Origin of the sequence: Paraburkholderia sp. (assembly GCF_047605525.1) — a bacterium.
GTDB lineage: Bacteria > Pseudomonadota > Gammaproteobacteria > Burkholderiales > Burkholderiaceae > Paraburkholderia.
In genome coordinates this window covers 36496-50863 of sequence record NZ_JASGFN010000010.1, presented here as the reverse complement: position 1 = coordinate 50863, position 14368 = coordinate 36496, and the positions used below count along the sequence as shown (strand labels likewise).

The following is a 14368-nucleotide window of genomic DNA, read 5'->3' as shown; positions in this document are numbered from 1 at the left end:
CTGCGGCCTGAGCCTGTACCGTTTGCGCGACAGCTCCGCGTTTTTTTTGGAGCGCGCAATAATTGATGGTAGTTTTCGGGGTTTTCAGGGGGCCGCGCGACTTCGCGGCTTGAGTGACGACGGGATCGGAGAACGGGATGAACAAACGGGTAGTGAGACGGGTGGCGGCGCTGATCTTGTGCGCGGCGCCGTGGTTGACGGCCGCTGCGAAAGATACGCAGCTCAACGTGTATAACTGGTCCGACTACATCGCGAAGGACACGATCCCGAACTTCACGAAACAGACCGGCGTGCAGGTCAAGTACGACAACTACGACAGCGACGACACGCTGCAGGCCAAGCTGCTCACCGGCAATTCGGGCTACGACATCGTCGTGCCGACCAGCAACTACGCGGGCAAGCAGATCGCCGCGGGCATCTTCGCGCCGCTCGACAAGTCGAAGCTGCCGAACCTCAAGTACCTCGACCCGTCGCTGATGGCGCTCGTCGCCGGCGCCGATCCGGGCAACAAGTACGTGGTGCCCTGGGCCTACGGCACGACCGGCCTCGGCTACAACGTGACGAAGGTCCAGCAGATCCTCGGCCAGAACACCCCGCTCGACAACTGGGACATCCTGTTCAAGCCGGAAAACCTCTCGAAGCTGAAAGCCTGCGGCGTGTCGGTGCTCGACGCGCCGGACCAGATGTTCGCGGCCGCGCTGCACTACATGGGCAAGGACCCGATGAGCACGAACCCGGCCGACTATCGCGCCGCGCTCGAAATGCTGAAGAAGATCCGTCCGTACATCACGCAGTTCAACTCGTCGGGCTACATCAACGACCTCGTCGGCGGCGATATCTGCTTCGCGTACGGCTGGTCGGGCGACGTCGTGATCGCCAAGCACCGCGCGATCGAGGCGAAGAAGCCGTACAGGATCGAGTACTACATCCCGAAGGGCGGCGCGCCGGTCTGGTTCGACGTGATGGCGATTCCGAAGGACGCGAAGCACAAGGAAGCCGCGCTCGAATGGATCAACTACATCGAGACGCCGCAGGTGCACGCCGCGATCACCAACGCCGTGTACTACCCGAGCGTCAACATGGAAGCGCGCAAGTACGTGGACAAGGACGTGGCAAACGATCCGGCCGTGTACCCGTCGCCCGAGACCATCAAGACGCTGTTCCTGCTGAAGCCGCTGCCGCAGGAAATCCAGCGGCTGCAAACGCGGCTGTGGACCGAGTTCAAGTCCGGCCGCTGATGGCGGCCTGAATCGGGAACAGGCATCGTCATGAAGCCCCCGGTGTTCACCGGGGGCTTTGTTCGTCAAACGCCGGAGTGAAGCAGCATTATGATCAGCAGTGACCAGCCGGGCGCGCCGGCGGGGGCCGGCGCGCCGTCCCCGGGCTTGCACGCCGTTGCGGACGACCCAGCGGACCAGTTCATCCAGATCGTCGACGTCGTGAAGAAATTCGGCGAGACCGTCGCGGTCAAGGGGGTCAACCTGTCGGTGAAGAAGGGCGAGCTGTTCGCGCTGCTCGGCAGTTCGGGTTGCGGCAAGTCGACCTTGCTGCGCATGATGGCCGGGCTCGAAACGGTAACGTCGGGCCGCATCCTGATCGACGGCGAAGACCTCGCGCAACTGCCGCCGTACCGCCGGCCGGTCAACATGATGTTCCAGTCGTACGCGCTCTTTCCGCATATGACGGTCGAGTCGAACGTCGCGTTCGGCCTCAGGCAGGAAGGCGTGCCGAAGGCCGAACTGAAAGAGCGCGTGCGCAATGCGCTCGAACTCGTGCAGATGGGCCGTTTCGCGAAGCGCAAGCCGCATCAGCTATCGGGCGGCCAGCAGCAGCGCGTCGCGCTCGCGCGCTCGCTCGTCAAGCGGCCGAAGCTGCTGCTGCTCGACGAGCCGATGTCGGCGCTCGACAAGCAGATCCGCCAGCGCACCCAGATCGAACTCGTCAACATTCTCGACAAGGTCGGCGTGACCTGCATGATGGTCACGCACGATCAGGAAGAAGCGATGACGATGGCCAACCGGCTCGCGGTGATGAGCGAAGGCCAGATCGTTCAGCTCGGCACGCCGCATGAAGTCTACGAGTATCCGAACAGCCGTTTTTCGGCGGAGTTCATCGGCTCGACCAATCTGTTCGAAGGCCATACGGTCGAGGACGAACCGGATCACGTGTTCATCGAAACACCGGACCTGCCGTGCCGTCTGCACGTCAATCACGGCATCAGCGGACCGCTCGGCATGCCGGTGACGATCTCGGTGCGTCCCGAGCGCATCGCGCTCACGCGCAAGCCGCCCGAGGGCGCGTACAACTGGGGCAAGGGCGTCGTCACGAATATCGCGTACATGGGCGGCTATTCGCTGTATCACGTGAAGCTCGACGGCGGCAAGACGGTGATCGCGAACGTGACGAGCCTCGCGCTCACCGAAATCGATCCGCCCACCTGGGGCGACGAAGTGTACGTGCGCTGGAGCGCGTCGGCCGGCGTGGTGCTGACGTCATGAAAGAGGCGCTTGCTGCATTCTTCGCGTGGCCGGTGCGGCGCCTGAAGCTGACCGGCCGCACCGCGGTGGTGGCGGGGCCGTTCATCTGGCTGCTGCTGTTTTTTCTCGTGCCGTTCCTGCTGGTCGTGAAGATCAGCTTCGCCGATTCGCAGCTCGGCATTCCGCCGTACACGCAGCTCGTCAATTTCGCGGAAGGCGCGCTTCACATCACGCTCGATCTGTCGCATTACGCGTTTCTGCTGACCGACAGCCTCTATTTCGCGACCTATGTGAATTCGGTGGTGGTCGCGGCGATCTCGACCGTGCTGTGTCTGCTGATCGGTTATCCGATGGCGTATTACATCGCGCGCTCGAATCCGGCCACCCGCAATCTGCTGATGATGGCGGTGATGCTGCCGTTCTGGACGTCGTTCCTGATCCGCGTGTATGCATGGATCGGCATTCTGAAGAACAACGGGCTGCTGAATAACTTCCTGATGTCGATCGGGCTGATCCATTCGCCGATCGAGCTGTATCACACGAACACCGCGGTCTATATCGGCATGGTCTATTCGTACCTGCCGTTTCTCGTGATGCCGCTTTACGCGCACCTCGTGAAGATGGACCTGACCTTGCTCGAGGCCGCCTACGACCTCGGCGCGAAGCCGTGGAAGGCGTTCTGGCAGATCACGCTGCCGCTGTCGAAGAACGGCATCATCGCCGGCTGTCTGCTGGTGTTCATCCCGGCGGTCGGCGAGTACGTGATTCCGGAACTGCTCGGCGGCGCGAACACGCTGATGATCGGCCGCGTGATGTGGAATGAGTTCTTCGACAACGCCGACTGGCCGATGGCGTCCGCCGTCACCTGCGCGATGGTGCTGTTGCTGCTGGTGCCGATGGCGCTGTTCCAGCATGCGCAGGCGAAGGCGCTGGAGGAGGGCCGTCAATGAAGCCGAACCGCATGTTGCAACTGATCGCGCTTGGCATCGGCTTCCTGTTTCTGTATATCCCGATCGTCAGCCTCGTCGTGTATTCGTTCAACGAATCGCAGCTTGTCACCGTGTGGACGCGCTTTTCGACGCGCTGGTACGCGGCGCTGCTGCAGGATGACGAACTGATCGCGTCGGCGTGGCTGTCGTTGCGCATCGGCTTGATGACCGCGTTCGCGTCGGTGGTGATCGGCACGTGGGCCGGTTTCGTGCTCGCGCGCATGGGGCGCTTTCGCGGCTTCACGCTGTACACGGGCATGATCAACGCGCCGCTCGTGATTCCGGAAGTGATTCAGGGGATCTCGCTGCTGCTGCTGTTTATCGAAATGGCGCGCCTGATCGGCTGGCCGGCCGAACGCGGCATCTTTACGATCTGGATCGGCCACGTGATGCTGTGTATTTCGTACGTCGCGATCATCGTGCAGTCGCGCGTGCGGGAGCTGCATCCGTCGCTCGAGGAAGCCGCGCTCGACCTCGGCGCGACGCCGCTGCGGGTGTTCTTCTTCGTCACGCTGCCGCTGATTTCGCAGGCGCTCGTGTCGGGATGGCTGCTGTCGTTCACGCTGTCGATCGACGACCTCGTGCTGTCGGCGTTCCTGTCCGGTCCCGGTTCGACGACGCTGCCGCTCGTCGTGTTCTCGCGCGTGCGGCTCGGTTTGAATCCGGAGATGAACGCGCTCGCGACGCTGTTTATCGCGGTCGTCACGGTGGGTGTGGTTGCCGCGAACTTCTTCATGCAGCGCGCGGAGCGCAAGCGCGCGGTGATGGCGGTTTGACGCGGGGCGCGCCTTTCGCCGTCGCTTCAGCGGCTCTGCGTCACATCAGACCTTGCAGGCGATCCTCACCGCGCTCCAATGCCGGTCGCCGACGAACACCGGCGCCGACGCATCCTTCATCACCGTGAACTGTCCGCCGCCCATGAATCGACTTGATACGGGATATCCCGCAGTCGCTATGATGGCCGGAGGAGTCGCAGCAAGCGACCGCTACTTTTTCCGACGCTAACCATGATCGAGTCTCTTCTGCGTGTGCTGGACTGGCAGCCGCTTTTTCGCCTGTGGGAATTGATCGTGATGATCTGCAAGTTTCTGTGGGACCTGTTGCTTCTGTTGGGCGGTGGTGGCGGATGAACGAACGTGCCGGCTCACACGGGCGCGCGGTGTGCCCGTCCGGCCGCTGGTTCCCGCGCGGCGGCCGGCGCGTCCAGAAACGCGCGTAGATCGCTCAGCACGCGCTCGGGCGCTTCCTCCATCGGTATATGGCCGAGCCCCGCATACATGACCGATCGCGCGCCCGGAATGCGGTTCGTGAACTCGGCCGCGTGCGCGGTCGGAATCCACCGATCCTTCGCGCCCCACAGTACGAGCGTGGGCACGTCGAGCGTCTTCAATGTATCGGTGTCGACTTCGCGGAAGTCGAGCGTCGGCACCATTTTGCCGATCGCCACGCGCGTGCCTTCACCGTGGAAGAACTCGACATAGCGGCGCAGCGTGGCCGCGTCGAGTTTGCGCGGATCGCCGTACACGTTGCGCACCGCGCTTTTGATGATCGCCTCGGGCAGCCACCACGGCGAGCTGACGCGCACGAGCGCGTTGTTGAAAAGGCCGATGTAGATCGGCAGCTTCATCGGAAAGCCGGCCGAGTCGATCAGCACGAGCCGCTCGACCGCGCCGCGATGACGCAGCGCGTAATCCCACGAAATCAGCCCGCCGAGCGAATTGCCGATCAGCGTCGCGCGCTCGATGCCGAGCGCCTGCATGAACGTGTCGATAAAGCGGCGATAGGCGGCCAGATTCATCGTTTCGATCGCGCCGCTCGCGGAGCGCAGCGGTCCCGTCACGCCGAACGGCGGCAGATCGAGGCGGATCACGCGATGCCTGCGCTTCAATTCATCGGCGACGCGGTTCCACGTATGCAGCGACGACGCAAAGCCGTGAATCATCACGATCGGGTCGCCCCGGCCTTCGTCGACGTAGTGCACGTCGGCGCCCATGATCCGCACGAACTTCGAGCCGCTTTGCGTGTAGCGCCGCCGCAGGTCGGCGCGCGACACGCTCGTGATACCGAGGCGCGCGGCGAGCGGGCGCCGCGGCAGCGCCCGGGTGGACGCGGATTGGGTCGATTCGATGCCTGTCATGCTTTTCTGTCTCCCATGCAGGATGGTCGCTCTTATTTAAAAGGCCGGCGCGGCGCGCGCAACGCTCACGACATCAACGCGCGAAGCGGTAGTCCTGTGGCCGCACGCGCCGCGTGCGTTTGCGAAAGCTGAACGTGAAGCCGGGCCACAGCGCGGTGATCTTGCCACTGTTCGTCTGATACCAGCTATGACAGCCGCTCGTCCACACGGAATGCCCCATCTCTTTCTGCAGACGCGCGTTGAAATCGCGCTGCACGTCGGCGCGTAACGTCATCGTGCGCGCATTGTTCTCACGCAATACGCGCAGGCAATCGACGATGTATTGCAGTTGCGACTCGATCATGTAGATCATCGAGTTGTGGCCGAGCCCGGTATTCGGGCCGGCGATCATGAAGAAGTTCGGGAAGTTCGCGATGCTGACGCCGAGGTAAGCCTCGGGGCCGTCGCGCAGCCACAGCGCGCTCAGGTCCGCGCCGTCGAGCCCCGTCACCTCGAACGGCGCGCGCACGTCGTTGACCTGAAAACCCGTGCCGCAGATGATCGCGTCCGCGCGACGATGCACGCCGTCTTCGGTCACGATGCCGTCCGCGACGATCTCGCGAATGCCGCTCGTCACCACGTCGACGTTCGGCTGGCAGACGGCCGGATAGTAGTTGCTCGACAGCAGCACGCGCTTGCAGCCGAAGCGGTAGTCCGGCGTGAGCTTCGCGCGCAGCACCGGGTCCTTCACGCGTCGTTCCAGATAGCTGAGGCCGAACTTCATCGGTACGTTCATCAGCTTCGGATTGACGACGAAGGCGATGGCGCGCGACTCGTGCTGCCAGTAGAGCGCGCCGCGCACGAAACGCTGTGTGAACGGCAGCGTGCGGAACAGCCACCGCGCGCGCGGGCCGACCGGTTTGTCGGCCTTCGGCATGATCCACGGCGCGGTGCGCTGGAACAGGTCCAGATGCGCGACGCGCGGCTGGATCTGCGGCACGAACTGGATCGCGCTCGCGCCGGTGCCGATCACCGCGACGCGTTTGCCGTCGAGCGGATACGCATGGTCCCAGCGCGCCGAATGAAACAGCCGGCCTTCGAAACGTTCGATGCCGGTAATGCGCGGCAACGCGGGACGCGACAGCGGACCGCTCGCGGCGATCAGCACGTCGGCCTCGACGGTTTCGCGCGCGCCTTGCGCGCCGCTCGTGTCGATGTCGATGAGCCAGACCTGGCGCGCTTCGTCGAAGCGCGCGGCGCTGACTTTCGCGTTGCAGCGCACGTAACGCTCGACGCCGTACTTGCGCGCGCAATGCTGCAGATAGTCGAGGATTTCCGCCTGGCCGCTGAACGCGCGCGACCACGACGGATTCGCCTCGAACGAAAACGAATAGAGATGCGAGGGGATATCGCAGGCCGCGCCGGGGTAGGTGTTGTCGCGCCATGTTCCGCCGACGCCGCTCGCCGCCTCGTAGATCGTGAACGACGTGATGCCTATCTGTTGCAGACGGATCGCCATGCCGATGCCGGCAAAGCCGCTGCCGACGATCGCAATGCGCGGCGCGGCGGATGAGACGGAAGGGGCAGGCGTCACGGCGGTCTCCGGCATGGGCGAAAGCAGCGGGTGAAACGGTGGACAGCACGGCAAGCTCACGTACGCAAGCCTGGTGCGTCTACATCTGTCTACATGCAGCATAAAGCGCAGCGTAGACAACTGTACACATCGCGTCAAGATCGATTAGAGTGCTGCTATTAGACGCGCATACCGCGCGGTGATTGCAAGCCATGACCACCGTCCCCGAAGCGGCACTCGCCGCCGGCCCGGAATTGCCGCCCGGCAAACGCAAGCTGATCGAAGCCGCGCTGCGCCTGACCGCCGGCGGGCGCAGTTTCGCGAGCCTGGGCTTGCGCGAGCTCGCGCGCGAGGCCGGGCTCAATCCGAACACGTTCTATCGTCACTTCGGCGCGCTCGACGAGCTCGCGCGCGAAGCCGTCGAGTCGGTGAGCCGGCGTCTGCGGCCGATGCTGCGGCGCGAGCGCTGGCTCGCCGCGCACGACGAACCGCATAGCGTGCCGCGGCGCGCGTGCGTTGCATTCTTTGCGTTCGCGCTGGAGAACCGCGAGGCGTTCCTGAGCGCGCTCGCCGAATACCACGGCACGTCGCCTGCGTTGCGCGAGGCGGTGCGCGCGAATCTGCACGAGATATCCGCGGAAATGGCGGACGACGTCGTGCAGCTCGCGTTGATGCCACAGCTCGCGCGCGAGACCGTCGACGAAATCTGCACGCAGATCGTGCTGCAACTGTTTCATCTGTCCGCCGAGTTCATCGACGCGGACGCCGTGCGCCGCGATGCGTTGATCGATTACGCGGAACGGTTCATCGTGCGGCTGTTCGCCGGGGCGGTGGTGTTGGCGCAGCACGAGGCGGCGAGGGCGGAGGCGCCGGGGCGGGTCTGATGGGCACGTGATTGGGCCGCAAAACCGGCATGCAAAGCCGGCGCGAAAAAAACAGGCTCCGCGAAGGAGCCTGTTTTTCGTGTGATGCGTCGCGCTACCTGAACACTGACCGGCGCGGGTCGATCAGGTATCGGTCCAGCCGCCCGAATCGTCGTTGCTGCCCATGTCGATGTCGCCGCCGCCGTTGTCGTTCCAGTCGTTCGAGCCCTGACCGAAATCGAGACCGCCGCCGTTGCCGCCGTCGTTGGCGCGGCGGCGCAGTTCGTCGTCGTCGACGATCACGTCGCGTTCGACGACACGATCACGCCCGTGATTCAGCGCTTCGCCGAGCAGCACGCCGGTCAGGAGACCGCCCATGCCGCCACCCATCCCGCCGCCTTGCTGCACGATGACCTGCGGCTGCTGTTGATACGGCGCCTGCTGCGGATAAGGCGGCTGTGGGTTGCCGAAGCGCTCGGCTTCCTGCGCATACGCCGATTGCTGGCCGGCGCCCACGGAAGCGGCGGTCGGGTCAGGCCGGCCGTCGGCGCGCGCGCGCAGGCTCGCGATGCGTTGCTCGAATTCGTCGAGCTGATACGGCGGCAGCGGATTCTTGCCGTTCGACAGCGTTTCGACGGCGCCGCGCAACTGCTCCTCGGTCGCTTCGACGTCTTTCTCGAGCGCTTCATGGCCCGGCGCGGTGGAGAGCTTCACGTCGAGCTTGAGCGAACGCACGGCGGTCAGCATATCCGTCGCGCGCTTCAGTTGCGCGCGGCGATCCTCGTCGGCACGGGTATCTTCCTGCGTGCGGGCGCGGCGCAAGGTCCAGCGCAGCACGAACGCGATGACGGCGATCAGAACGATGATACCGATCCACATACCTACCCCCGGACCATGCGATTGTTGCGCTTGCGACATCATCGCCGACTGTTGCTGCACAGCAGGCGCATTCTGCTGCGCGAACGGATTCGCGGCGTGACGGGTAACGTTGCCGCCCGCGCTTTGCGCGTCGCGGCGCAGGCGCGCTTCGGTTTGCGCGAAGCGGCCCGGGTCGGTAAAGCGGATCTGCGGATCGAGCGTTTTTGCCTGCTGCACCTGGTCGAGCGCTTCGCTGTAGCGGCCTTCGCGATCGAGCACCTGCGCGTACAGATAGTGCGCGCGGGCGTTGTTCGGATGCGCTTGCAGCACCTCGCTGAGACCGGCGTCGGCCTGCTGCCAGTTGCCCTGCGACATCGCCGATTCGATCTGCTGAACCGTCGGCACCGCGAACGCCGCGGCCGACACCAGCAGCAGCGAAGCGAAAGCGGTTGCGAGAAATTTTTTCATATCCGGACCGGGCGCGGCGCGCCCGTCTCCATCAGTCGATTGCGGTGGCCGCGTGTGGCGGCCGGTATGCCGGGGCGTGCGCCCCGGCATGTACTGCCATGCCTGCATGGACGTTCAATGCGGCACTCGCTGCGCGCTGACCGCGCGCGTACTTACTGCGCCGGCGTATTGAGCTGCTTCTTCAACGCTTCGAGACGTTCGTCGACGGACGGCCCGTGGTTCAGATCCGCGAGCTTGTCGTCGAGCGCCTTGCCGCTTTTTACGTCCGCGGAATTCAGGCGCGCGTCGGAACGCGCGTTCGACAGCGCGACCTTGTCTTCGAGCTTCTGGAAATCCTCGGACAGGTTCTTGCCGCCGATGCCGCCCAGCGCGGTGGCCGCGACGTCCTTCGCTTCGGCGATCTGCTGCTTCGCCTGCAGGATGTTCGAGCGGGCGTTCAGGTCGTTGCGGCGGCTGCGCATGTCTTCGATCTGGCTCTTCAACTGCGCGACCGACGGCTCCAGCGAGGTCAGTTCTTTCGTCAGCGCATCGCGTTCGGCTTCGGCGGTGGCCTGCGCGCCGAGCGCCTCGCGCGCGAGCGCTTCGTCGCCGGACTGCAGCGCACGCTTCGCGCCGTCTTCGTACTTCTTCGCCTTGTCCGCGGCAACATCGCGCTTGCTCTGCTGAGTGGCGACCTGCGCCTGAATCTCGATCAGCGAGTTTTCGGCACGGCCGATGCTGTCGTCGAGTTCGCGCACGATCTGGCGCGAATCGCGCGACGGATCCTGCACCGAGTCGGCCGCGTCGTTCAGAAGACCTTTGAGCGTGCGCGAAATGCTGTCAAAAAGCGACATGAAAACCTCCAGAGAATGTAAGCGGCGCCGACGATGTCCGCGCGCCGAGACTGCCTTGAACTGCTACTTTACGCCGCTGCGCGCGAAGCTGCGCAACGTTCGGACCGGAGTTCGGGGCGCGCCGGCCAATTGCAATAGCGCGGCCTCGAATTGTCCGGACGCGATACCGGATTTGACGATGTGTCGTGAATCAGAAACCGCCAGGGAGATGAACTTGACGGCGGATATTACACCATCGGCTTTCTCTTGAAATGACGGCCGCGAGGCGGGTGCGCGGGATTTTGCAGCGCTGGAAAAGCGCTGTTTCGACGGCATGTCCGGCCATATCGAAAGGCGCGCTCGCGCGCCGCACGCCGATGTAACGATATGCAACAGGCACCGCTCATCCGTGCGTTTGCGCGTGGTGGCGCACGTTCACACGTTGCGTCACGCGACGCAGTTTTTTGTCACGCGAAGCGTCCGCCTTCGGTGCTCGGGTCGCCGTGCGATTCGTCGTCGTCGGGGGTTTTGTCGATACGCGGGCGTTTCAGCGAATTGCGCGGACGCGCCGGCGTGCCGGCCTGTTGCTGCTGCGCCGGATCGTCGGCCTCCGCGGCTCTGGCAGCCGTGAGGCGCGCGACGGCTTCGGCCGTTGCCGCGGCCTGTTCGTCCTGCTCGGCCGCTAGCGCGGCCGCGACGCCCGCCGGCAGCAGCGGCGCGGGTTCAGGCGCGGAATTGCTCGCCCCGCCCGTCGCCGCCGGTTCCGCGGCATCGCTCGCCGCCGCGCGCTCCACGGCCGCATCGGTAGCGCCGGCCTCGCGTCCCTCTAACGACGCCGGCAATGCCGCGCGGGCATGGCGCGTGCCGCGCGCGACGCGCTGTAGCGCGACGTTCAGCGCATCGGGCGCGCGCGGCGCGCGCAGCCGGTCGACGATGCTCGCCGCCTTCACCTGTTCGCTCGTTGCGCCGAAGCTCAGCACCGCGCGCCGCATCAGTTCGCTCACGCTGATGCCCAGATCCTCCGCGGTCGTGGTGATCGCGCGTTTTTGCGCGGTCGTGACGAATACGACGATGCGCTCGCTGGGCTTGGTCATGATCGGCTCGCAGGCTGGATAGTATCGGCAGGTCAGGGCGGTATCCGGACATGGCGCCGGAATCGCCGGGTTTCATCATATGACGAGTTGCCTCGCCGCGAAACGGGCGCGGTGTGAAAATCCCATGACTTCAACGAGTTGTAGCGTTTCCGGACGGTTTGTCCACAGGCCTTTCAACATTTTCTGTGTATAACCTCGCATAATCCGCGCATCGCGCCGGGGCCGCATCGCGGGCTGCGCGAAATTACAGACCCTTACTACAGAATCGCGTCGCGCGAAGGGAATTCTTACAAAAAAACTGCGTTGGACCTCGTTCGATTTCTTTAAAATGCGCTGTTACGTTGCGCCGGGCAGCGTTTCAGCAGGATTCGGGGCGTGCCGCGCGGCCGGCCGGGGGCAAGGTCCGCGCGGGAGCGTACGTCCCGGCCAGGATGCTCGATCACGAGCGTGCCCGCGCCGAAAATCGCAGGCAGAAAGGCGTGCCGTTGCACGTCCACTATTCCAGTCATGCCAATCATCAAACGACCGCATTCCTCCCAATCTCCGGCCGGCCAGGACCGGGACTCCCACCAACGCACTCCAGGACGCAATGCCGCTTCGCGCGAGCCCGAACGCGGCCGCCGCTCGATCGGTGCGTCGCTCGTGCTGTGGTTCTTCGGCCTGATCGCGACCGTCGTCGTGGTGGGCGCGCTGATCGTCGGCTATGCGCTCGTCGTGATGGGGCCGCAACTGCCGTCGCTCGACGCGCTGACCGACTATCGCCCGAAAGTGCCGCTGCGCGTCTATACCGCGGACCACGTGCTGATCGGCGAATTCGGCGAGGAGCGGCGCAGCCTCGTGCGCTTCCAGGACATTCCGGACCAGATGAAAAAAGCGGTGCTCGCGATCGAGGACTATCGCTTCTACGAGCACGGCGGCGTCGACTTCGTCGGCATTCTGCGCGCCGGTTTCGCCGACCTCGCGCATGGCGGGGCGTCGCAGGGCGCGAGCACGATCACGATGCAGGTCGCGCGCAACTTCTTTCTCTCCAGCGAGAAGACCTACACGCGCAAGATCTACGAGATGCTGCTCGCGTACAAGATCGAGCGCGCGCTGACGAAAGACCAGATCCTCGAGCTTTACATGAACCAGATCTATCTGGGCGAGCGCGCGTACGGCTTCGCCGCGGCCGCGCGCGTGTACTTCGGCAAGGACCTGAAGGACATCACGCTGGCCGAGGCCGCGATGCTCGCCGGTCTGCCGAAGGCGCCGTCCGCGTATAACCCGGTCGTCAATCCGAAGCGCGCGAAGATCCGCCAGGAGTACATCCTGCGGCGCATGCTCGAGCTCAGGTACATCACGCAGGATCAGTACGACCAGGCGGTCAAGGAAGAGATTCACACGAAGAATCCGGGCAACGAGTACAGCGTGCACGCCGAGTACGTCGCCGAAATGGTGCGGCAGATGATGTACGCGCAGTACCGGGACGAAACCTATACGCGCGGCCTGAACGTGACCACGACGATCGATTCGGCCGATCAGGACGCCGCGTATCGCGCGGTGCGCAAGGGCGTGATGGACTACGAGCGGCGCCACGGCTATCGCGGACCGGAAGGCTTCGTGCAACTGCCGGCGCCGGGCGACGATCGCGACCAGACGATCGACGACGCGCTCACCGATCATCCGGACAACGGCGAGATCATCGCCGGCGTCGTGACCGCGGCGAGTCCGAAGCAGGTGGTCGCGCAACTGGTCGACGGCACCCAGGTGACGGTGGCGGGCGACGGCCTGCGCTTCGTCGCCGCCGCGCTGAGCCCGCGCGCGAGCGCGGCGCTGCATATCCGGCCGGGCTCGATCGTGCGCCTCGTCGCCGACGACAAGGGCAACTGGCAGATCACGCAGTTGCCGCAGGTCGAAGGCGCACTCGTGTCGCTGACGCCGCAGGATGGCGCGATCCGCGCGCTGATCGGCGGCTTCGACTTCAACAAGAACAAGTTCAACCACGTGACGCAGGCCTGGCGTCAGCCGGGTTCGAGCTTCAAGCCGTTCATCTATTCGGCCGCGCTCGACAAGGGGCTCGCACCGGCGACGATCATCAACGACGCGCCGCTGTACTTCCCGCCGAGCACGCCGGGCGGCGACGCGTGGGAACCGAAGGACGACGATCAGCCCGACGGTCCGATGTCGATGCGCGTCGCGCTGCAGAAGTCGAAGAACCTCGTGTCGATCCGCATCCTGTCGTTCATCGGCACGAAGTACGCGCAGGACTTCGTTACGCAGCGCTTCGGCTTCGACCCCGACAAGACCCCGCCGTATCTGCCGATGGCGCTCGGCGCGGGCCTCGTCACGCCGCTGCAGTCGGCGGGCGCGTACGCGGTGTTCGCGAACGGCGGCTACCGGATCAATCCGTATCTGATCAGCGAAGTGACCGACGCGCGCGGCGTGCCGATCTCGCGCGCGCAGCCGCTCGTGGCGGGCCGCGACGCGCCGCGCACGCTCGAGCCGCGTAACGCGTACATCATGAACAGCCTGCTGCATTCGGTCGCGACCGCGGGCACGGGCGCCGGCACCAACGTGCTGCATCGCTCGGACCTGCAGGGCAAGACCGGTACCACCAACGACGCGAAGGACGGCTGGTTCGCCGGCTATCAGCAGTCGCTGGTGGCGGTTGCGTGGATGGGCTACGACCAGCCGAAGAGCCTCGGCAGCCGCGAATTCGGCGCGCAGCTCGCGCTGCCGATCTGGGTCGAGTTCATGCAGCGCGCGCTGCGCGGCGTGCCGCAGTCCGAGCCGCAGCAGCCGGACGGCGTGACGGTGATGAATGGCGAGCTGTTCTATAGCGACATGCTGCCGGGAAGCGGTTTCGTCGCGAGCATCGGCCTCGATTCGGGCAACCCGATGGCGGGCGCGAGCGATGCGGTCGGCGGCGTGGGGCCGGCCGGCATGACGCCGCCGGTGGTGCCGCCGCCGAGCGTGTCGACGAGCGAGAAGAAGCAGATCATGGATCTGTTCGAATCGAACAAGCCGTAATCCGCAAGCCTCGTACGAAGGGACTCATCAGGGTGCGCCACGAAAAACTGTTCGTGGTGTGCTCAGACGAGTCCTTTTTTTCTTCCAGCGTCTGTGTACACCGATGTCG

The 14368-nt window shown here is 64.9% G+C and carries 13 protein-coding genes; 7 read left to right on the top strand and 6 right to left on the bottom strand.

Features of this window, described 5'->3' with window-relative positions:
• Window positions 1-137 precede the first annotated feature (137 nt).
• The 5 genes from QM685_RS15905 (at window position 138) to QM685_RS15885 (ending at window position 4596) form a co-directional block, all read left to right on the top strand.
• Window positions 138-1238 carry a polyamine ABC transporter substrate-binding protein gene (locus QM685_RS15905; protein ID WP_415117328.1) on the top strand — a complete coding sequence of 367 codons (1101 nt, stop codon included), beginning with the start codon at window positions 138-140 and terminating at the stop codon, window positions 1236-1238.
• Between the two features lie 90 nt (window positions 1239-1328).
• Entirely contained in the window at window positions 1329-2498 is a 1170-nt protein-coding gene (locus QM685_RS15900; RefSeq protein ID WP_415117327.1) for an ABC transporter ATP-binding protein, read from the top strand.
• Window positions 2495-3427 carry an ABC transporter permease subunit gene (locus QM685_RS15895; protein ID WP_415117326.1) on the top strand — a complete coding sequence of 311 codons (933 nt, stop codon included), beginning with the start codon at window positions 2495-2497 and terminating at the stop codon, window positions 3425-3427. The genes QM685_RS15900 and QM685_RS15895 overlap by 4 nt, the downstream gene beginning before the upstream one ends.
• Complete coding sequence (locus QM685_RS15890; protein ID WP_415117325.1) at window positions 3424-4242, top strand: ABC transporter permease subunit; 819 nt, start codon at window positions 3424-3426, stop codon at window positions 4240-4242. The genes QM685_RS15895 and QM685_RS15890 overlap by 4 nt, the downstream gene beginning before the upstream one ends.
• 231 nt (window positions 4243-4473) lie before the next feature.
• Window positions 4474-4596, top strand: a complete 123-nt coding sequence (locus QM685_RS15885) for a hypothetical protein (RefSeq protein ID WP_415117324.1) — start codon at window positions 4474-4476, stop codon at window positions 4594-4596.
• Between the two features lie 14 nt (window positions 4597-4610).
• Here QM685_RS15885 and QM685_RS15880 read toward each other — a convergent pair whose 3' ends face one another.
• Window positions 4611-5603: an alpha/beta fold hydrolase gene (locus QM685_RS15880; protein WP_415117323.1), complete on the bottom strand. Its 993-nt coding sequence runs from the start codon at window positions 5601-5603 to the stop codon at window positions 4611-4613.
• Window positions 5604-5676: 73 nt separating this feature from the next.
• The gene (locus tag QM685_RS15875) at window positions 5677-7191 is read right to left on the bottom strand and encodes a flavin-containing monooxygenase (protein ID WP_415117322.1); all 1515 of its coding nucleotides are present in this window, start codon (window positions 7189-7191) and stop codon (window positions 5677-5679) included.
• Window positions 7192-7367: 176 nt separating this feature from the next.
• Between QM685_RS15875 and QM685_RS15870 the strand changes: the two genes are divergently transcribed.
• The gene (locus QM685_RS15870; RefSeq protein ID WP_415117321.1) at window positions 7368-8039 is read left to right on the top strand and encodes a TetR family transcriptional regulator; all 672 of its coding nucleotides are present in this window, start codon (window positions 7368-7370) and stop codon (window positions 8037-8039) included.
• Between the two features lie 123 nt (window positions 8040-8162).
• Here the strand turns inward: QM685_RS15870 and QM685_RS15865 are convergent, their stop codons facing one another.
• The 4 genes from QM685_RS15865 to QM685_RS15850 all read right to left on the bottom strand — a co-directional run bounded on the left by QM685_RS15865 (window position 8163) and on the right by QM685_RS15850 (window position 11250).
• Complete coding sequence (locus QM685_RS15865; RefSeq protein WP_415117320.1) at window positions 8163-9344, bottom strand: tetratricopeptide repeat protein; 1182 nt, start codon at window positions 9342-9344, stop codon at window positions 8163-8165.
• Between the two features lie 152 nt (window positions 9345-9496).
• A complete protein-coding gene (locus tag QM685_RS15860) occupies window positions 9497-10177 on the bottom strand; it encodes a PspA/IM30 family protein (RefSeq protein WP_415117319.1) in 681 nt (226 codons plus the stop codon).
• A gap of 63 nt (window positions 10178-10240) precedes the next feature.
• Window positions 10241-10492 carry a hypothetical protein gene (locus QM685_RS15855; protein ID WP_415117318.1) on the bottom strand — a complete coding sequence of 84 codons (252 nt, stop codon included), beginning with the start codon at window positions 10490-10492 and terminating at the stop codon, window positions 10241-10243.
• A gap of 131 nt (window positions 10493-10623) precedes the next feature.
• Window positions 10624-11250 carry a hypothetical protein gene (locus QM685_RS15850; RefSeq protein WP_415117317.1) on the bottom strand — a complete coding sequence of 209 codons (627 nt, stop codon included), beginning with the start codon at window positions 11248-11250 and terminating at the stop codon, window positions 10624-10626.
• 507 nt (window positions 11251-11757) lie between these two features.
• Here QM685_RS15850 and QM685_RS15845 point away from each other — a divergent pair.
• Window positions 11758-14259, top strand: a complete 2502-nt coding sequence (locus tag QM685_RS15845; protein ID WP_415117316.1) for a penicillin-binding protein 1A — start codon at window positions 11758-11760, stop codon at window positions 14257-14259.
• The last annotated feature ends 109 nt before the right edge of the window (window positions 14260-14368 follow it).